Annotated in this window: 15 protein-coding genes and 3 tRNA genes; 15 read left to right on the top strand and 3 right to left on the bottom strand. The window is 66.8% G+C overall.

What is annotated here, in order from left to right:
• The 4 genes from ACT3S2_RS14800 to ACT3S2_RS14785 form a co-directional block, all read left to right on the top strand.
• On the top strand, positions 1 to 2546 hold a 2546-nt coding region (locus ACT3S2_RS14800), incomplete at its 5' end, for an amino acid adenylation domain-containing protein (protein WP_444561857.1).
• An 87-nt stretch (positions 2547 to 2633) separates the two neighbouring features.
• Entirely contained in the window at positions 2634 to 3671 is a 1038-nt protein-coding gene (locus tag ACT3S2_RS14795; RefSeq protein WP_444561856.1) for an ABC transporter substrate-binding protein, read from the top strand.
• Between the two features lie 71 nt (positions 3672 to 3742).
• On the top strand, positions 3743 to 4771 hold the full coding sequence (locus ACT3S2_RS14790) for a FecCD family ABC transporter permease (RefSeq protein WP_444561855.1): 1029 nt from the start codon (positions 3743 to 3745) through the stop codon (positions 4769 to 4771).
• On the top strand, positions 4772 to 5548 hold the full coding sequence (locus ACT3S2_RS14785; protein WP_444561854.1) for a heme ABC transporter ATP-binding protein: 777 nt from the start codon (positions 4772 to 4774) through the stop codon (positions 5546 to 5548).
• On the opposite strand, the gene ACT3S2_RS14780 is transcribed toward ACT3S2_RS14785, so the two are convergent.
• Complete coding sequence (locus ACT3S2_RS14780; protein WP_444555630.1) at positions 5532 to 6317, bottom strand: 4'-phosphopantetheinyl transferase family protein; 786 nt, start codon at positions 6315 to 6317, stop codon at positions 5532 to 5534. The two genes, ACT3S2_RS14785 and ACT3S2_RS14780, sit on opposite strands and share 17 nt — an antisense overlap.
• A 447-nt stretch (positions 6318 to 6764) precedes the next feature.
• Here ACT3S2_RS14780 and dnaG point away from each other — a divergent pair, with 447 nt between their 5' ends.
• The 4 genes from dnaG to ACT3S2_RS14760 all read left to right on the top strand — a co-directional run bounded on the left by dnaG (position 6765) and on the right by ACT3S2_RS14760 (position 10531).
• The gene (gene dnaG, locus ACT3S2_RS14775) at positions 6765 to 8684 is read left to right on the top strand and encodes a DNA primase (RefSeq protein WP_444555631.1); all 1920 of its coding nucleotides are present in this window, start codon (positions 6765 to 6767) and stop codon (positions 8682 to 8684) included.
• 65 nt (positions 8685 to 8749) lie between these two features.
• Positions 8750 to 8822, top strand: a tRNA-Asn gene (locus tag ACT3S2_RS14770).
• A 99-nt stretch (positions 8823 to 8921) separates the two neighbouring features.
• Positions 8922 to 10391 (top strand): lipase maturation factor family protein, encoded by a 1470-nt coding sequence (locus tag ACT3S2_RS14765; protein WP_444555632.1) that lies wholly within the window; start codon positions 8922 to 8924, stop codon positions 10389 to 10391.
• A gap of 67 nt (positions 10392 to 10458) precedes the next feature.
• A tRNA-Asn gene (locus ACT3S2_RS14760) sits at positions 10459 to 10531 on the top strand.
• A 57-nt stretch (positions 10532 to 10588) separates the two neighbouring features.
• Here ACT3S2_RS14760 and ACT3S2_RS14755 read toward each other — a convergent pair.
• Complete coding sequence (locus ACT3S2_RS14755; RefSeq protein WP_444555633.1) at positions 10589 to 11740, bottom strand: multidrug effflux MFS transporter; 1152 nt, start codon at positions 11738 to 11740, stop codon at positions 10589 to 10591.
• 303 nt (positions 11741 to 12043) lie between these two features.
• Here ACT3S2_RS14755 and ACT3S2_RS14750 point away from each other — a divergent pair, with 303 nt between their 5' ends.
• The 6 genes from ACT3S2_RS14750 to ACT3S2_RS14725 all read left to right on the top strand — a co-directional run bounded on the left by ACT3S2_RS14750 (position 12044) and on the right by ACT3S2_RS14725 (position 17182).
• Complete coding sequence (locus ACT3S2_RS14750) at positions 12044 to 12838, top strand: phage holin family protein (protein ID WP_444555634.1); 795 nt, start codon at positions 12044 to 12046, stop codon at positions 12836 to 12838.
• 96 nt (positions 12839 to 12934) lie between these two features.
• Entirely contained in the window at positions 12935 to 13555 is a 621-nt protein-coding gene (locus tag ACT3S2_RS14745; RefSeq protein ID WP_444555635.1) for a CDP-alcohol phosphatidyltransferase family protein, read from the top strand.
• Positions 13543 to 14451 (top strand): DMT family transporter, encoded by a 909-nt coding sequence (locus ACT3S2_RS14740; RefSeq protein ID WP_444561853.1) that lies wholly within the window; start codon positions 13543 to 13545, stop codon positions 14449 to 14451. Before ACT3S2_RS14745 ends, ACT3S2_RS14740 begins: the two co-directional genes overlap by 13 nt.
• An 88-nt stretch (positions 14452 to 14539) precedes the next feature.
• Positions 14540 to 15730, top strand: a complete 1191-nt coding sequence (locus ACT3S2_RS14735; protein ID WP_444561852.1) for a glycosyltransferase — start codon at positions 14540 to 14542, stop codon at positions 15728 to 15730.
• A gap of 69 nt (positions 15731 to 15799) precedes the next feature.
• A tRNA-Met gene (locus tag ACT3S2_RS14730) sits at positions 15800 to 15873 on the top strand.
• A gap of 100 nt (positions 15874 to 15973) precedes the next feature.
• Positions 15974 to 17182 carry a glycosyltransferase family 4 protein gene (locus tag ACT3S2_RS14725; RefSeq protein WP_444555638.1) on the top strand — a complete coding sequence of 403 codons (1209 nt, stop codon included), beginning with the start codon at positions 15974 to 15976 and terminating at the stop codon, positions 17180 to 17182.
• Here ACT3S2_RS14725 and ACT3S2_RS14720 read toward each other — a convergent pair.
• Positions 17118 to 17696: a M23 family metallopeptidase gene (locus ACT3S2_RS14720; RefSeq protein ID WP_444561851.1), complete on the bottom strand. Its 579-nt coding sequence runs from the start codon at positions 17694 to 17696 to the stop codon at positions 17118 to 17120. The two genes, ACT3S2_RS14725 and ACT3S2_RS14720, sit on opposite strands and share 65 nt — an antisense overlap.
• A gap of 412 nt (positions 17697 to 18108) precedes the next feature.
• Between ACT3S2_RS14720 and rpsB the strand changes: the two genes are divergently transcribed.
• A complete protein-coding gene (gene rpsB, locus ACT3S2_RS14715; RefSeq protein ID WP_444561850.1) occupies positions 18109 to 19038 on the top strand; it encodes a 30S ribosomal protein S2 in 930 nt (309 codons plus the stop codon).
• Positions 19039 to 19102: the final 64 nt, after the last annotated feature.

Genomic DNA, 19102 nt, shown 5'->3' with positions numbered 1-19102 from the left:
CTAGCCTGCTCATCGAACAGCTGGGACGCGCCCCCGCTGCCCCCGCACTGCTGTGGCAAGAATCATCGCTGGACTACCAGGAACTGTTCCATGGTGCCCGCCGCCTGGCCGCCGTTCTCGGTGCCCACGGGGCCGGCCCCGGTGACACCGTCGGGGTCCACCTGCAGCGTGGCCCCGCGATGGTGCTCTCGCTTTTGGCGACCACACTCGCTGGCGCGGCCTACGCGCCGTTGGACCCCGCGCTGCCCGCGTCAAGGCTGGACTCCATGGTCGGTGACCTCGACCCCGCGGTGATCATCACCGGCAACAACGGCGGTGAGGCCCCCGGGCCGGCCGGAATCTACCCCCTGGTGCCGTTGTCGGAAGACACCCTTGACTGCCTGGACCACCTTCCCGCCCCGGCTGCCCCCGAGGCCGCTACCGGGGTCGGCCCGGAGGACACCGCCTACATCATCTTCACCTCCGGATCGACCGGGGCTCCGAAGGGAACCGCGGTCAGCCACCGGGCCATCGTGAACCGCTTGCTCTGGATGCAGCATGAATATGCCCTGGACTCCTCGGATATCGTGCTGCAGAAGACGCCGTTCAGTTTCGACGTCTCCGTCTGGGAGTTCTTCTGGGCCTTCATGGCAGGGGCACGCCTGGCCATCGCCGAACACGACGTCCACCGCGATCCGGAGGCCCTGGCACGCACGATCATCGAACACGGCGTCACCACCTGCCATTTCGTGCCCTCGGCCTTGTCCCTGTTCACCGGCGCCCGCTCCGCGTCGCGGTGTACGAGCCTGCGGCGGGTCTTCTGCTCCGGGGAGGCACTCGATGCCGAGACCGGACATCGACTGCTTGGCATGCTGCCCGTGGAATTGCACAACCTCTACGGCCCCACTGAAGCCGCCGTCGATGTGACTTTCTGGCACGTATCCGCCACGGAGCGGGGGCCGGTACCGATCGGGCGGCCCGTCTGGAACACCAGGACGCATGTTCTGGACGCGCTGGGCCGCCCGCTTCCCCCCGGAGTTGCCGGTCACCTGCACCTGGCCGGCATACAACTCGCCCAGGGATACGTCCGACGCCCGGAACTGACTGTAGAGAAGTTCTATCACCACCCCGGTCTGGAACGCCTGATGGGACGCCCCGAGCGGGTCTACGCAACGGGTGATATTGCGCGGTGGCGCTCCGACGGTGCCCTGGAATACCTCGGTCGCATCGACGACCAAGTTAAAATGCGCGGCCTGAGGATCGAATTGGGGGAAATCGAGGCGGTTCTGGCCGCGCACCCGATGGTGGAACGCGCCGTCGTCGTGCCCCATGGCAGCGGGCCGTCGACGACCCTACGCGGCTACGTCCAATCCCCGGGGGCCGTCGCAACGGAACTGCGCGCCTGGCTCACCGATCGGCTGCCCGACTACATGGTTCCCCACAGTGTGGACGTCCTCGTTGAGCTGCCCCTGACGGCCAATGGGAAACTCGACCGCCGGAGTCTTCCCAAACCGGAGGCCGGTGCGCCCAGCCGCACACCCTCGACCCCCCTCGAGGGCGCCATCGCCCGGGCTTTCGCCACCGTGCTGGACCAGCCGGACATCGGGGTGGAAACCAACTTCTTTGATGCCGGGGGCACCTCGCTCACTGCGGTATCGCTGCTGCGCCGACTTGAAGGGCTCCACGAAACCCTCAGCAGCACCTCCCTGGAACTCAGCGACATTTTTGCCGGGCCCACGGTTGCAGCGCTGGCCCGACGGCTGGGTTCGGGAGTTGGTGCCAATCCGTATGCCAGGGTCCTCACGCTCCGGGCACACCGTCGGGGTACACCGGTGTTCTGCCTGCACCCAGCCGGCGGGCTCGGCTGGTCCTACGCCAACCTGCTCCGGCATATCACCCCCGATACAGGTATCCATGCCCTGCAAGCACCAGGGCTGGATCCGGCGCTGCCGGCGCCAGCCCCACCGGCCTCCATCCACGAACTCGCCTCCGACTTTGCCCAGGCCATCATCGAGCTGGTTCCCGAAGGTCCCGTCTCCCTCCTGGGCTGGTCGGTCGGCGGGGTCATTGCCCAGGAGCTGGCCATCGAACTCACCGAACGCTCCGTCACAGTCGAACGACTGGTCCTGCTGGATGCCTATCCGCCGGAATCCTGGCAGCAGCTCGCCGAGCCAACCGCGGAAGAGATCAACGAAGCGCTGCTCATCATGGGCGGCGTGGACCATGACCGGCAGGGGGCCGACCTCTCCCGCGAATCGGTGCTGGACCTTTTAGCCCGTACCCCCGGCCCGTTCGGCGAACTCGCCGACGAGGTCGTGGCCCGGGTGGCGAGCGCGGTGAGTACCAACGCCGCCCTGATGCGTAGCCATACGGCGCGTCGATATGACGGGGACATCGACTTCTTCACCGCCCTGCGCAAGAGCCAGAACTGGCTGCACGTCTCGGATTGGCGGCCCCATGTCGGAGGCAACCTGCGCAATCACGATATCGATTGCAGCCACCCGGCCCTGATCCACCACGAGAACCTGGCCCACATCGTCGGCGAACTCGGGCTCTGGGCCCCTTGAATCCCCGCAGACCCGTCGCGTGCACCCAGCACGCCACGGACTGTGGTCATGAAGCACGCAATTGATCAACAGCCGCAAAGGAAGACAATGAAGAAACTTGCACACATCACGGCCACTGCCGGCATCCTGACTTTGGCCCTGGCTGGCTGCTCCCCGGCCCAGGGCCAGGACGCAGACCAGGCTTCCGCGGCGGACGGCAAGCCCTCAACCATCACCACGCAGGAGGCTCCGAAAGACCTGCCCGAAAAGTGGCGTTATATTGCCGGCACCTCGGACTTCACCCCCGAAGAGAACACCCCCCAGCTCCCGGTCACGGTGACCGACGACGCCAAGGCCACGGTGGAAATCGACGACATTTCGAAGATTATTTCCTCGGGGGACAACGTCTCATCGCTTCTGCAGGCACTGGGGCTGGGCGACAAGATCGCGGCCTCGCCGGATGACAGCCTCTCCGCGGCCGGCAAGGCCGCACCGGAGCACTTCGAATTCCGGAAGAACACCGGGATGGAGGGGCTGCTCGCCCTGGACGGCACCTTGTTCATTGGTGATAATCTCAAACGCCATGGGGATGTCTCCCAACAGTTCCGCGACGCCGGAACGGATGCCGTGCTGTTCGACGTGGGAAACACCACCTCCGATAAAATCCGCAAGCTTTCCAGCTTCGTCGGCCTCCCCGAGGAGGGCGATCGCCTGGCCGAGTCCAACGAGAAGGCGCTGAAGGAAGCCCAGGACATCGGTAGCGCCGAGGGCAAGTCCATCATCCAGGTGACCGCCACGGGGGCGGGCGGGCAGAACTCGGTTGCGGCCAACGGGACTCCGGGGACCGAGATGATTGAAGCCCTGGGAGGCATCAGCGTGGGCGCCGACGCCGGCCTCAGGGGGTTCTCCCGTGAAATGAGCGCGGAAGGCCTCGTGGCGGCCGACCCCGATTACATCCTTCTCTCCAGCGACGACTACGACCGTTGGGAGGGCGAAGAGGGGCTGTGGAAGGCCTTCCCGTCGCTGAAGAACACGACGGCAGGGCGAGAGGCCAACGTCATTGTGATGCCCGATTCCCAGATCAAGTACACCGGCCCTGACTCGGGCGTCGGGGCCTTGGCTCTCGCCAGGGCGCTGCAGCAGTAGACCGGGGAACAGGTTAGCCAATGATGCTCCGTGCCGCCCGTGAAAAACGTGCGGAGGAGCAGATTCGCCGGGTGCCGCTCGTTGTAGCGGCCCCGGTGGGTCTGCTGGTCCTCCTCTTCCTGATGGTCCTTTCCGTCTCCGTCGGACCTTTGCGGATCGACTTTGCCGACGTCTTCCGCATCGTCGGGCAGCAGCTCGGCATCCATGAGGTAGACGGGCTCAGCCAACGAGATGTGTCCGTCGTCTGGCAACTGCGGTTCCCACGGACCCTGCTCGGCGCGCTGGTCGGGGCGGCCCTGGCCATGTCCGGCGCCGCATTGCAATCGCTGTTCAACAACCCCTTGGCGGACCCGGGCATCATCGGCGTCACCGGAGGAGCGACCACCGGGGCCGTGGCCGTCATCGTGCTGCTGGGGCCGGTAGCCTCGGATGCCCTCACGACCTGGGCCGTGCCGGGGGGAGCCTTCCTGGCTGGCCTGGCCGTGACCGCGTTGATCTATGTCCTGGCGCGGCCGGGCCGCGCCACCGGCACTTCAAAGATGCTGCTGGTGGGCATTGCACTGGGCTCGGCTTGTGCCGCCTTGACCGGATTCTTCACCTACATTGCCGACGACACCCAGTTGCAGACCCTGGTTTTCTGGCAATTGGGCTCGCTCAGTAGTGTCAATTGGGGCCAATTGGCCGCCATGCTGCCCGTTGCCGTGGCCGGGGTCGTTGTCCTGGTGATGAACATGCGCAACCTCGATGTCCTGGCACTTGGCGAGCGACAGACCCAACACCTGGGCGTTAACGTCAAGGCGGCCCGCATGGCGATCATCGTTGCCACTGCGCTACTGGCCGGCGGTTCCGTCGCCTTCGTCGGCAGCATCGGCTTCGTGGGACTGGTGGTCCCGCATATCGTGCGTCAGATCGTGGGCCCGGCACACCGGGTGGCGCTTCCGATGGCGGCGATCGTCGGAGCCTGCCTCATCGTTGCCTCCGACTGCGCCGCTCGCACACTGAACCCGCCCTCGGAGATCCCGTTGGGTCTGTTCACCGCTGCCGTTGGAGCCCCCTTCTTCCTCTATCTGGTCGTCCGGGCCAAGAAATCGATGTGGTGAATGATGAGTGATGCCGTTGAACGGATCGTGGAGCTAGAGTCCGTTTCCTTCCGGATCGGCCAGCGGGACCTGCTGCGAGAAGTTTGTTTTTCTCTGGATCGATCCAGCCTGGTTGCCCTGGTCGGTCCGAACGGGGCCGGCAAATCGACGCTGCTGTCCTTGATCGCCGGGGATCAGGAACCGACCGAGGGCACCGTGCGGGTAGCGGGCACCGAACCGCGGCGGTGGAAGGCCAAGGACTTCGCCCGGCAGCGGGCCGTCATGTTGCAGGAACATCGCGTCGGATTTTCCTTCAGCGTCGAGGAAACGGTGGCGATGGGACGCCTGCCCTATCCCGTCAGCGAAGGACACGACGCCGCCATGGTGCGCCAGGCCATCACACGGACCGGTCTGACCAGGCTCAAGCGCCAGGACGTGACCACCCTGTCGGGAGGTGAAAGCTCACGCTCCTCATACGCCCGCGTCCTGGCCCAGGCACCACCACTGATCTTGTTGGATGAGCCGACGGCGGCCCTTGACCTACAGCATCAGGAATCGGTGATGCGCAGTTCACGCGAACATGCCGACGACGGGCATTGTGTGGTCGCGGTACTGCATGACCTCAACTTGGCGTCGCGTTATGCGGATCGAGTCATCGTGATCGCCGATGGACGGATCACCGCCGACGGGCCTCCGGAGACGGTGCTGACCGTGGAGCTCATCGAAGAGGTCTATGGGCAGAAGGTGTGCCTATTGAGGCACCCCGCGTCGCAGGCGCTGGTCATCGTTCCAGCATGACGGCGGTGACCACCAGCGGGGCTCGTATCAGGAACCGGCCACTGAGGACGTCAGGCAAGGCGGGATGGCGCCGGTCCGGGGTGGACACGGCGACGGAAAACGTGCCGGTCATGGGCCCGGCCGCCCGGGCGACGCCGGCATCACGGGTGGCCACGGACCCGAAGTCGACCTCCACGTCAAGGAAATCCAGCCAGGTCCGAGTGAGCGGGAAGCGGGCCTTGTAGAAACTCTCCTTGATACTGAAAACCAGGCGATCCATCGGCTGGGCGGTGGCCGCCGGGAAGAGCGCCTCCGCCGAGCGCAGTTCCAACTCGGTGCAGATCACCCCGGATGTGCCGTGGGGCAAGGGCGCCCACTCCTCCGCATCGATTCCCAGTGCGGCAAAGCGGTCCGCAGCAGCCACGGCTGCCGCCCGATACGTGGGTCGCCCGGCTGACGTTGGGCCAATATGGGTGAGGCTGCCGACCCAGCCGGCGGGCCACTGGGGCTCACCACGGGGGCCACGCATGAGCGGTGCGGGCGGGGCCCCCGCCGTGGCGAGGGCCTCATGGGCGCACCTCCTGGTGGTGAGGAACTCCGAACGCCGCTGCTCGACGGCGTCGGTGAGGCCGGTCGATTCGGCGGTGGAGAAGGGGGTTGCCTGCTGGGCCGGCACAGGATCGTGATCGATTTCGGAGACCTGGATTGTCGAGGGAAGCAGCTGTCGCAGCGGACCTGGATTGAGGAAGATGAGCTGCCTTTCGGTGGCCGGGATACCCCATGATTTCACTATAGTTAGGGTCCCCTAAATTCTAGCTCCATCGATTCCGGCAGCGGAAAAGAAGTCGTCCGACGCGGCATCACCCGACCTGGCGCGTGGCCTCCACGGCATGCTACCGAAAACTCCTGCGTGCCGGGGGACTACAACCTCGAGACCATCGATGCCACCGTACGGCCCGGTTCCATGGCCCGGATCGGTTTCAGCTGTCCCGCACGTTTCGCAGACAACACCATTGATCCCGGCTCCGGTGAGGGGCTCGTGCAAAGAGTCGCCGGTGACCCCTAAAACGCGGAAGGGGTCCGGGCCGCCGGCGCATCCATCGCACGTGAGGGCGGTGAAGCACACCTGCGCCGGCACCACCGGCTGACCCGGGGAAAGAGGTCCAGGGACGGGCCTATTGGGTGGCCAATCGGGGCATGGGGAAGTCGGCCTACACCGGGCACTAGACTGGGGGCCATGGCCGGATTGATCAAGCGCGAAGACATCGACGAGGTCCGCTCACGCACGGACATCAAGGAAGTCGTTGATGGGTATGTCACGCTCCGTTCGGCAGGCATCGGCTCGTTCAAGGGGTTGTGCCCCTTCCACGACGAACGCAGCCCCTCCTTCCACGTCCGTCCCCAGGTGGGGACGTTCCATTGCTTCGGCTGCGAAGAATCCGGCGACGTCATTTCCTTCATCCAGAAGATGGACCACACGACGTTTTCCGAGACCGTCGAGCACCTGGCCGGACGGATCGGCTTCGAACTGCGCTACGAGGACGGCGGATCCGGGCCCAGCCGTCAGGATGTCGGCCGGCGTCAACGCCTCCTGGACGCCCATAAGATCGCCGAGGAATACTTCCGCTCCCAGCTGCTCTCCGAGGAAGCCGCGACCGGACGGCAATACCTCTCCGAGCGGGCCTTCGACCGGGCCGCCTGTGATCATTTCGGGGTCGGCTATGCCCCCAAGGGGTGGGATCAGCTCCTGAAGCATCTGCGCAGCCGCGGCTTCCAGGACGAGGAACTCAAACTCACGGGAATGTTCTCCGAGGGCAACCGGGGCATCTACGACCGGTTCCGCGGCCGGCTCATCTGGCCCATCCGCGACCTGACCGGAGCCACGATCGGTTTCGGGGCCCGCAAACTCTACGAGGACGACCAGGGGCCGAAATACCTGAACACCCCCGAAACCCAGCTCTATAAGAAATCCCAGGTCCTCTATGGCGTGGATCTGGCCAAACGGGAGATCACCAAAAACCGGCAACTGATCGTGGTGGAGGGATACACGGACGTCATGGCCTGCCACCTCTCGGGGCTGGGCACGGCGGTGGCCACCTGCGGCACGGCCTTCGGGGCCGACCACATCAAGATCGCCCGCCGCCTGCTGCGCGACGACGGCTCGGGAGGCGAAGTGGTCTTCACCTTCGACGGGGACGCCGCCGGGCAGAAAGCCGCCCTGCGGGCCTTCGAGGAGGACCAGCGTTTCATCGCCCAGACCTATGTCGCCGTCGAACCCTCCGGGGCAGACCCCTGCGAACTGCGCCAACACCGGGGCCCCGAGGCGGTCAAGGAACTCATCGATTCCAAACGTCCGCTCTTCGAATTCGCCATCCGGGCGGGGCTGAAGAAATTCAACCTCGATACCGTCGAGGGCCGCGTGCAGGCATTGCGCGCCTCCGCACCCATCGTTGCGGCCATCCGTGATTCGGCCATGCGTCCGGCCTATTCCCGTGAACTGGCCGGCTGGTTGGGCATGGATATGGATGAGGTCAACCGGGCCGTGGGGGCCGCCGCCAAGCGCGCCCGTGACGGGTCCGGGTCCGGCCAGGACCGCGGTTCCCGCCCCGGTTCCGGGTCCGAGCCCCGCCCGCAGGGCCCGGGATACGGCCCCGGGGCCGCCCAGGAGCCCCAGGCCCCGGCCTTTCAACGCCCCGATGTCCGCGACCCGGTGACCCGGATGGAACGCGAATCCCTCGAAGTGGTCCTGCAGCAACCGGGGGTGCTCAGCGCCGACCAATGGCAGGCGTTCTATACGGCCCGCTTCCTCGCCCCGGTCCATGCGGCCGTCCATGACGCGGTCCGCGCCGCCGGTGCCGCGGGGGCCACCCCGTCGCAATGGGTGGAGTCCATCCGGCAGGAGGTGCCGGATCCGTTGCGCTCCTTCGTCTCCGAGCTGGCGGTGAACCCCCTGCCGGCGAATTCGGAGGAGTCGCTGACCCGGTATTGCCACGGCATCATGAACCGCCTGTTCGATCTGCAGATCACCCATCAGAAGGCCGATCGGCTCGGCCAGCTCCAGCGGATGGACCCCGTCGCCGATCCCGAGGGATACCAGCGGATCCAGCGGGAATTGATGGAACTGGAGCTGCGGCGCCGGTCGCTGCGCCAGGAGTAGGAAGGGGCCGGGGGCGACGATTTAGCAACCTCGGCCCAGCTCTTGTATAGTCGTCTCTGTTGCTTTCCCCCATAGCTCAATTGGCAGAGCGTTCGACTGTTAATCGAAAGGTTACTGGTTCGAGTCCAGTTGGGGGAGCGGATCACTGGTCGTCCCCGTCACTGTTCGTGGCGGGGACGACCGTGTTTAAGGCTCGGGGCCGTGGTCCGGCCGGGCCCGTCGACCTACCATGGAGCCATGGACTGGCTGCTGGCACCGGACTACTGGGTCGCACGGGAAATCCTGCAACGCGGGGTCGCCGCCGTCTTCCTCATCGCCTTCGCCTCCACACTGAACCAGTTCCGTGCCCTGCTCGGTGAACGGGGCCTGCTGCCGGCGAATCGCCTGCTGGCCGGCCCCGGGGCGCGCGGACCATCGGTGTTCACCCGGTGGGGGTACTCCGACGCCAAGCTCGTGGCCGTGTGCTGGGTGGGCCTGGTCGTGGCCGGCACCCTCGTCGCGGGGCTGCCGCAGGCAGGTCCCGCCTGGGTGGTGTTGGCGGCGTTCCTGCTGCTCTGGGGGCTCTACCAGTCGATCGTGAACATCGGGGGGATCTTCTACGGGTTCGGCTGGGAGATGCTCCTGCTCGAGGCCGGGTTCACCGTCGGGTTCCTGGGCTCGCACCAGGTCGACCCGCCACGGACCATCCTGATCCTGATCGTCTGGCTGGTCTTCCGCCTCGAATTCGGCGCCGGGATGATCAAATGGCGCGGGGACCCTGCCTGGCGGAACCTCACGGCCCTGTACTACCACCACGAGACCCAGCCCATGCCCGGACCGTTGAGTCGTCGGGCGCATCTGGCACCGCGCTGGTGGCATCGCTGTGAGGTGGCCGGAAACCATGTGGCGCAGCTGGCCGTCCCGTTCCTGCTCTTCGTCCCGCAGCCGGTGGCATCGATCGCCGCCGGGGTCGTCATCGCCACCCAAGCATGGTTGGTGGCCACCGGAAACTTCGCCTGGCTGAACTGGATCACGATCGTGCTGGCCTGTGCCGCCATCGATGATGCCGCCTTCGGAGGCCTCGCCTCACTGGTCGCCGGTCTCCCCGCCGGTCCGGTGGGGCCGCTCGCGGAGCGGGCGGCGGCCCCCGCAGGGTGGACCGTCGTCGTCCTGCTGGCCACGGCGGGGTTGCTGGTCGCCGGGATCCCGGCGCTACGCAACCTTTTTTCGCGCTCCCAACTGATGAACGCCAGCTTCAACCGCTGGCAGCTGGGCAACGCCTACGGGGCCTTCGGCAGCGTCACCCGCCAACGCACCGAAGTCGTCATCGAAGGCAGGATCGACGACGAGGTCGGGGACGACGACGCGGACCCGGAGACGGAAACCGGCTGGCATGAATATGAATTCCGCGGCAAACCCGGCGATCCGGCCCGCAGGCCACGGCAGTTCGCCCCCTACCATCTGCGGCTGGATTGGATGATGTGGTTCCTGCCCCTGGGGTCGCTGCACCAACGCTGGTTCCAGGCCCTGCTGCTCAAGCTCCTGGCCGCGGACCCCGCCGTGTTGGCCCTGTTGCGGGTGGATCCCTTCTCCGGCAGGGCCCCGGACCGGATCCGGGTGCTGACCTACCGCTACCGTTTCGCGAACGACCAGGAGACGAAGGACCGGTCGCTGTACTGGATCCGTTCCGACCGGCGCCTGGCCATCGGACCGGTACGGCGTGGTTGAGGGCCGGGGGGAGCGGAAGGCGATTCGAATTCGGCCCGCCGTCCTGCTAAAGTTTTACTCGCTTCCTTCCCCCATAGCTCAATTGGCAGAGCGTTCGACTGTTAATCGAAAGGTTACTGGTTCGAGTCCAGTTGGGGGAGCCGAATGAACGTCCGTCCCACCGCATGGTGTGGCGGACGTTTTTCGTTGCGGCCCGCTCAGGTCATCAACGGCACCTGGCGGGGCCGGACCACGATCCACAAGGTTGCGATGGCCAGCAGGATGCACCCGGCCATCACCGCGGCCATCGGCGTCGCGCTCCCGACACCCAGCAGACCCACGACGGGGGAGATCGCCCCGGAGAACCCGAAGGTCGCCGCCCCGAGCAACGCCGCCGCGGTGCCCGCCTGGCTGCCATGACGGTGCAGGGCCAGCCCCTGGATGCAGGGGAAGTTGAAGCCGGTGGCGCAGATGTAGAACCACAACGGGATGGCCGTGCCCCAGAAGCCCCAATGGAACTGGTCGGCGGCGATGATGCACAGGGCGAAGAACACCTGGGCGATCGTGGCGGCGGCGATGATCCATTGGGCGCCGAACCGGCGGACCAACCGGGCGCTGGTCTGCACCCCGGCGACCACCCCCAACGAGTTGACCATGAACAACAACCCGTAGGCCTGCTCGTTGAGCCCGTAGACGTCCTGGAAGACGAAGGGGGAGGCCGAAAGATAGGAGAACAGCCCGGAGAAGTTCAGCCCGCCGACCAGCAGCAGCCCCACGAAGATCCGGTCCTTGAGCACCAGGGAATAGCGCCGCAACAGGTGGGGTCCCCCGACCGGTCGGCGCTCGGGCGGAAGGGATTCGCCCAACAGCAGGATCGCGGTGGTGGAGGCCACGATCCCGTAGCCGGCCAGTGCCCCGAAGACCCCATGCCAGTCGGTGACCAACAGGAGCTGGGAGCCGATCACCGGGGCGAAGATCGGGGCCATGCCGTTGACCAGGGCCACATAGCTCATCGTCTTGACGAGTCGCAGGCCGTCATACAGATCGCGCACCATCGCGATGGCGACCACCGAACTGCCCGCCGCCCCCACGCCCTGCAGGACGCGGAAGAGCATCAGCATCTCGAAATCCTGCGAGAGGGCTGCTCCCGTGGTGGCACCGATGTGCAGGATCGTCGCCGCGATGAGCGGCCCCCGCCGGCCCAGGCGGTCGCTGAGCGGGCCGACCACCAGCTGACCGGCGGCGAAGCCGAAGACCGTGCCGGTCAACGTCAATTGGGCCGCGGCCTCGGTGATGCCCAGATCCAGGCGCAAGGCGGGGATGGCCGGAAGGTAGAGGTCCACGGTGAAGGGGCCGAGGGCGGTGAGCATGCCCAACACCACAATGCGCAGGATCTTTGAGCGTCGGCTGGGGGCAGGGGTCGGTGCAGGGGTGCCGGGCAAGGAGTCCTCGGGGTTCGACAGGAGGGGAACAGGCCGGCTGTGAAGCCGATGTCCACAGCCTATACCGGGGCTGCGAGGTGGCAGCGACGCCCTTCGGCCCAGGCGCTCGGGGGCGCGATCATGACCGCTGGAAGGAACGTTGTCTACCCCCGAGTAGCCCCGGTATGCAGGCAAGATGGTAGGTTTTTGAGTGCACAGGCCCGTCTGGGCCGCCACCGAAGGAGGATCAGGATGACACGAACCACGTCCGGACGTCGCCCATCGTCGTTCACCGGCCTCATGAAGATCGTCGGTCGACTGGTGCCCAAGCAGCTGAATGACGAAATCCAGCTCGCCATCGCCCAGATGAAGAGCAAGGCCGTCAAGGCGGGGATCGGTGCCGGCCTGGCTGTCGTGGGCCTCGTCTTCATCACGTTCATGATCGTTGCGCTCATCACGTCGGGGATCCTGGCGTTGGGTCTGGTCTTCAAACCATGGCTTGCCGCACTCATGGTCGCTGCCTTCTTCCTGATCGTCGCGGCGATCCTGGCCTTGATCGGCGTCATGAAGATCAAGAAGCAGATGCCGCTGATCCCCGAGGACGCCATCCGGGGGGTCAAATACGACCTCGGCGTCGCCAAGCAGGGCCGTTCCTTCGACCCGTCCACGCTGGACCAGAAGAAGCCCAAGGACGAGGAAGCCAAGAAGGACAAGAAAAAGAAGAAGGACGAGGACAAGCCCGCGCCGGTGCCCTACAACGAACTGCTCAAGCGTTCGCAGGAACGCCGCGAGCATCTGGCCGAGATCCGCGACGACCTGGCCCCGAAGCTCGACGTCAAGCGCCAGGCCAAGGAAAAGTCCGAGACCGCCAAGACCTATGCCCAGGACGGCAAGCTCCGGGCCCGCCAGGCACTGCACGAGCGGACCCACCAGGAGGTTCCCAGCGACGCCTCGCTGTTGTTCAAGGAGCGCTGGCAGCCGCTGGCCCTCATGGGGGCCTCGCTGGTCGCCCTGGGTGCGTTCGTGCGCAAGCTCCGGAAGTCTTGAGGTGACGGGTCCCGTCTGAGGGCCGTTTCGAGTGGTTCGACCAGCACCGATCGGTCCCGGGACGGGCCGTAGCCTCCGGGGAGAAGGGAAGCACGCGTGAAGATCATCGGCGCCGGGGGGCGTGATGACCTCGAATACCGCGAGCTCACCACGTTCTGGACCTTGCCGAACCTGATCACCGTCCTGCGGTTCGGACTGGTTCCGGTCTTCGTCTGGATGGTCCAGACGGACCGCTATGGGTGGGCGACCATCGTGCTGGTCGTCCTGGGGGCCACCGACTGGATCGACGGGTACGTCGCCCGGCTGCTCAACCAGATCTCCACGGTCGGCAAATGGCTTGACCCGGTGGCCGACCGGGTCGCCCTGATCGTGGTCATCGTGGTGTTCGTCGTCGACGGGATCGCCCCGGCCTGGCTGGCCTACGCGATCATCATCCCCGATGTCCTGCTGATCACCAGCACGGTGATCCTTGCCCGCGGGAACCCGAACCAGCCCGTGAGCAACCTGGGGAAGATCCGCACCGCCCTGTTGCTGCTGGCCATGCCCCTGCTGCTCTTGAGCCGGGTAGATGCCGCCCCCGGAAGGGTGCTCGAGACCGTGGCGATCGCACTGTTGGCGGTGGGGTGCGTGCTGCACGTGGTGGCGGCCGTGTTCTACTTCCGCCGGGCCCACCGCAGGGCGCGCACCCTGAAATCCGGGGGACCATGGTCTGGATAGCCGTCGCCTGCGCCGTCACGGCAGCCTTCTTCCTGGCGTTCGGCACACAGCGCCAGAGCAGTGCGGTCCGGGCCAGCAGCGGTGGCCTCGCGGTGTCCTCCCGGGGCATCCTGAAGCTGCTGCTCAATCCCCGTTGGATGTTGGGGCTGTCACTCATGGGTGTCGGGATGGTGCTGAACGTCTACGCGCTGGCCAGCGCGCCCCTGACCGTGGTGCAGCCCATCGGAGCGATCGCCCTGGTCATCACCACCGTGGTCAACGCCCGCGACCAGGGCATCCGCATCAACCGGCCCACGGTGCTGGCCATCACCGCCTGCATGAGCGGGAGCATCGGCTTCGTCCTGCTGGCGATCAACGTCACCGCCAGCACCCACGCCATCAGCCGTCAGCAGGAACAGGCCACCGTGCTGCTGCTGGCCGTCGTGGTCGCGATCCTCACCGCGGTCCTGCTCGGTTTCAGGCGGCGCATCAGCGCCTTCGTCTACATCCTGGGCGCCGGGGTGCTCTTTGGTTTCGTCGCCGTGCTGGTGCGCACCATCGCCATCGGGCTGATGGATCCCAACGGAAGGTTCCTGGGCAACATCGCCTGGTATGTCATCCTCGCGGTGGTGGTGGCCGGTCTGTTGGGCACCTATTGCGTGCAGAACGCCTATTCCAGCGGCCCGCCCGAACTCGTGATCGCCGGACTGACCGTCATCGACCCGATGATCGGCATCGCCGTCGGTATCGGCATCCTGGGTGAGTTGCGTCCCGATGTGCATCCGGTCGTGGCGATGTCCATGGTCGGGGCGGCTCTCATTGCTATCGTGGGTGTCACTGCGTTGTCGCGCCATCATCCCGATGTGTTGCAACGGCAGGAAGAGGCACGACGCCGGCAGGCGGGCACGGGACGCTAGGCCCAGCGGGCCGGGGCCTGCGGATCCGCCGCACGTGGTGCCATCAGAGGATCCAGACCAAACCCCGAGTAGCAGGAGCCAGCCCCCAGTGAGCGGTGACAAACCCCTGACCATCCTGATTGCTGCGGATACCTACCCGCCCGACATCAACGGGGCGGCGGTCTTTTCCCATCGGCTGGCCACGGCCATGCAGGCCCGTGGGCATACGGTCCACGTCGTGGCCGCCCGTGACGTGAACGGCCCCGGGGTCGTGGAGCACCGCCGCGAGGCGACCGTGCACCGGCTGCGCTCGCATAGCCAACCCACCCAATCGACGCTGCGTCTCTGCCTGCCCTGGGAAGCCAAACGGGACATCGGGGCGATCCTGGATGAGATCAAACCCGATATCGTGCACGTGCAGTGCCATTACATGGTGGGCCAGGCGGCCGTGAACGAAGCCGAAAAGCGGGGGATCAGGACCGTGGCGACCAACCATTTCATGCCGGAGAACCTCGACCCGTTCCTGCCGTTCCCGAAGTGGTTCAAGCGGATCGTGGCCCGGAACTCCTGGCGCGACATGGGCAGGATCATGGGCAAGGCCGCCGTGGTCACCACGCCCACGCCGCTGGCGGCACGCGCCATGATGACCCATGCCCGGTTGGGGCGGGTCCTGCCGCTGTCCAACGGCATCAACGCCTCCAACTACCAGCTCGACGCCGGGGAGGAGGTGCCGCAGTCCCACCACCCGATGATCCTGTTCGTGGGACGGCTGGCCGTGGAAAAGAACGTCGACGTGCTCGTCCAGGCCCTGGGCCTGATGCGGAGCGACCCGGCACCACATCTGACCATCGTCGGCAGCGGGGAACAACGCGGCCCGCTCGAACGCCGGGTCGCCGAACTGGGGCTGGAGGACCGGGTGCACTTCACCGGCCATATCGAGGATGCACAATTGCGGATCGCCTATCTGCAAGCCGATGTGTTCTGCCAGCCGGGGACCGCCGAACTGCAGTCGTTGGTGACCCTCGAGGCACTATCGGCCTCCACCCCGGTGGTCCTGGCCGATGCCATGGCCTTGCCGCATCTGGTGGACGACGGCGTCAACGGCCACCTGTTCACCCCCGGAGATGCGCGCGAACTGGCGGAGAAGGTCGATGCCATCCTGGTTCTGGACCCGGCGGAGAGGGCGCGGATGGGCGCTGCCGGGTTGAAGAAGGCCGAGCAGCACAGCGAAGCCAAGACGATGGATATCTTCGAGGCCCTCTACCGGGGAGCCGGCGCCGACGACTTCCTGGTCGCCTGAGCCGGCCGCGTGGCGTCCGGGCCCGCGGTTTCCATTAGGATGACAAGGGTCGCAGGCAGCCTGCGCCGAGGGGCGGTAGCTCAGTTGGTTAGAGCAAGGGACTCATAATCCCTGGGTCGTGGGTTCAAGCCCCACTCGCCCTACGTGTTCCGGCCGGTACGCCATGGCGTACCGGCCGGCCCCGTCGGCAGCACCTCGGCCACCTCTTGCACAACGACCGGGAAGGCCAGGAACCAGCGGACCATGCACATCGTCATGTTCACCGACCAGCATCCCGGCACGCTGGGGGGGATGCAGACCTCGGTCCAACTCCAGCGCAAATACCTGGAACGTGCCGGGCACCGGGTGACCGTCGTGGCCCCGGCCTTGCGTGGGCGGGCCGCGGATACCGACCCCCGGGTGCTCACCCTGCCCACGATCGGGTTGGGGCCCGGGGAATACGGGATGACCCCGCCCACCGCCCGCATCATCAAGACCCTGGTGTCCCGCCTGCGGGCCCGCGGCCCCGTGGACCTGCACCACGTCCAAGCCGACTTCTGGGGTGCCGCGATCGGTTATGCCGCCGCCGGGATGCTCGGGGTGCCCGTGGTGCACACCATGCACAACCACCTTCAGGCCGGACTGCGGGCGACCATGCCGCTGCCGGGACTGTTCCAACGCGGTTTCGGGCTCATGCAGAAACGGGTGCTGCGCACCGGCGAACCGGTGGCTGCCGACGCCTGGACCTATCTACGGGGCTTTGCCTCCCGCGCCGCGGCGGTCACCGCACCATCGACCCATTTCGCTGAACTATTGAAGGGACACGGGGTGTGTCCACGACTCGACGTCATCCCCACCGGGCTGGACGACGACGTGGCCCGGGGCTTGTTGGCCGAACCCCGGTCGGAGGCTCACCGGGCCCGCCCGCGGCTGGTCTGGATCGGGCGTTTCAGCGCGGAGAAGCGGTTGATCCCCTTCCTGCGGGCCGTGGGCGCCTCGGGGATCCGGGCCGACGTGCGGATCTTCGGCGACGGCGCCGAACGCCGGCGTGCCGAACGGATCGCCGCGGACATCACCGCCTCGAGCATCACCTTCCAAGGCCGGGTCCCCTATGAGCGGATGCTCTCGGAACTGCGCCACAGCGATGCGCTGGTCCAGACCTCGCAGGGGTTCGAAACCCAGGGCATGACCGTCTATGAGGCGGCGGCCCTGGGAACCCCGACCGTGCTCAGCGATCACCGCATTGCCGCGGACCTGCCGCGGAACCTGCTCTGGCTGACCGACGACGACACGGTAGAGGGACTGGCCAGGACCCTGCGTCGGGCGGCCGCCGACCTGCAGGACGGCCGTCGGGAACCCCTCGATGCGGCGGAGACCGGGAACCTGCTGCAAAGCCGGCAGACCGAACTCATGCTCGCGGTCTACCGCCGGGTCCTTGACGGAGCGACGCCGCAGGAACCGGCAGCAGGATAGACGGACGCCGGTCCATCAGCAGCGACAGCGGGTCGATGTATTCACCATTCAGCCGCACTCCCCAGTGGAGGCAGACGCCGGCACAGTGCCCGCCGGTTCCGGTCGTGGCGACCTGCTGGCCGCGGACGACCCGGGCGCCGACGTCCAGCTCCGCGGTCACCGGTTCGAAGCTAGAGACCACTCCACCCCCGTGGTCGATGGTCAGCACCTCCCGGTCGACCACCACCCCCGCATAGCGCACGACGCCCGCGGCGGGGGAGCGGATCCCCGCCCCGGTCGCGGACCGCAGGTCCACCCCCCGGTGTCCGGCAGCCCAGGGCGCCGGGGGTGCGACGAAGGAATCCAGGACCGCCTCGGGGCCGCCGAGCGGCCAGGACCAGGGGACGGACCCGGCGGAGGGGGTGGGTCCGTCCGCCCGGGCCGGGCCGATCGGACCGGCCGGACCACCCCCGGCCAGCAAGGCCACGGCCAGGACCAGGAGCAGGGGCCAACGCGGCTTCCAGGACAGTGACATGCACCGATCCTGTGCTGCCGCAGTAGCCTCGTGGAGCCCCTCGGATGCGGCCGGGGAAAACCCCGGGGTGGAGGCCGCCGTGGAGGGCTCGTCGCCGTCCATCCGGGGCCCGCGGCTGTAGTACACTATTAATCGCAGTTCTGTGAGTGGAAGGCCTGTGCCTACAGGTAGGAAACGACTGGAACTGACTTCGCGTATTGCGTCTCCACCTTTCGAGGCCGCCTTTCCGGCGGCATCCAACGGGTGGGACCTGCAGCCAACGGTCCGGAAACCCGGTGGGCTGCGGGGGCCGGATTCCGGTGGCCGATGCCAGGGGCACCACCGACCGGTGGATTGCCACACAACCGAAACAACAGGTGGTTACCGCGGTCCCTGCCGGGACCGGACTGCTACCGCCGGAAGGAGTTGCGACATGCCCGTCGTAACCATGCGCCAGCTGCTCGACAGCGGCGTCCACTTTGGCCACCAGACCCGTCGCTGGAACCCGAAGATGAAGCGCTTCATCTTCACCGAGCGCAACGGCATCTACATCATCGACCTCCAGCAGTCGCTGTCCTACATCGACCGCGCCTACGAGTTCGTCAAGGCCACCGTCGCCCACGGCGGCACCGTGCTGTTCGTCGGCACGAAGAAGCAGGCCCAGGAAGCCATTTCCGAGCAGGCCACCCGCGTGAACCAGCCCTACGTGAATCAGCGCTGGCTCGGCGGCATGCTGACCAACTTCGCCACGGTCTCCCGGCGGGTTGCCCGCATGAAGGAGCTCGAGGAAATCGACTTCGACGACGTCGCAGGCTCGATGTACACCAAGAAGGAACTGCTGCTGATGCGCCGCGAGCTCACCAAGCTGCAGACCAACCTCGGTGGCATCCGCAACCTGACCAAGGCACCGTCGCTGCTCTGGGTCGTCGACACCAAGAAGGAACACCTGGCCGTCGATGAAGCGCAGAAGCTGAACATCCCGGTCGTCGCGATCCTGGACACCAACTGCGATCCCGACGAAGTCGATTTCCCGATCCCGGGCAACGACGACGCCATCCGCTCCGTGAACCTGCTGACCCGCGTCGTCGCCGACGCCGTGGCCGAGGGCCTGATCGCCCGCAGCAACAAGCAGAGCGGTAACACCGAAGCCGCGGCAGAGCCGATGGCCGAGTGGGAGCGCGACCTGCTCGAGGGCAACGCCAAGTCGGACGAGGCCAAGGCCGCCGCCGAAGAGGCAGCACCGGTCGCCGAGACCGAGCCGGAGGCTCCTGCAGCGGAAGCCGCCGCAGCGGCCGAGGCAGCACCCGAGGCAGCAGCAGCACCCGAGGCAGCAGCCGAGAAGCCTGCCGAGGACGCCAAGTAACACCTTGGGTCATCTGGAGCCGGGGGGCCGGACGGCCCCCCCGCGCCGCGCGCAACGGGGCGGG

The organism is Arthrobacter sp. AOP36-A1-22, assembly GCF_052377615.1.
Taxonomy (GTDB): domain Bacteria; phylum Actinomycetota; class Actinomycetes; order Actinomycetales; family Micrococcaceae; genus Arthrobacter_H.
The sequence above is the reverse complement of the archived record's forward strand: the minus strand, read 5'-3'. Positions and strand labels throughout refer to the sequence as shown.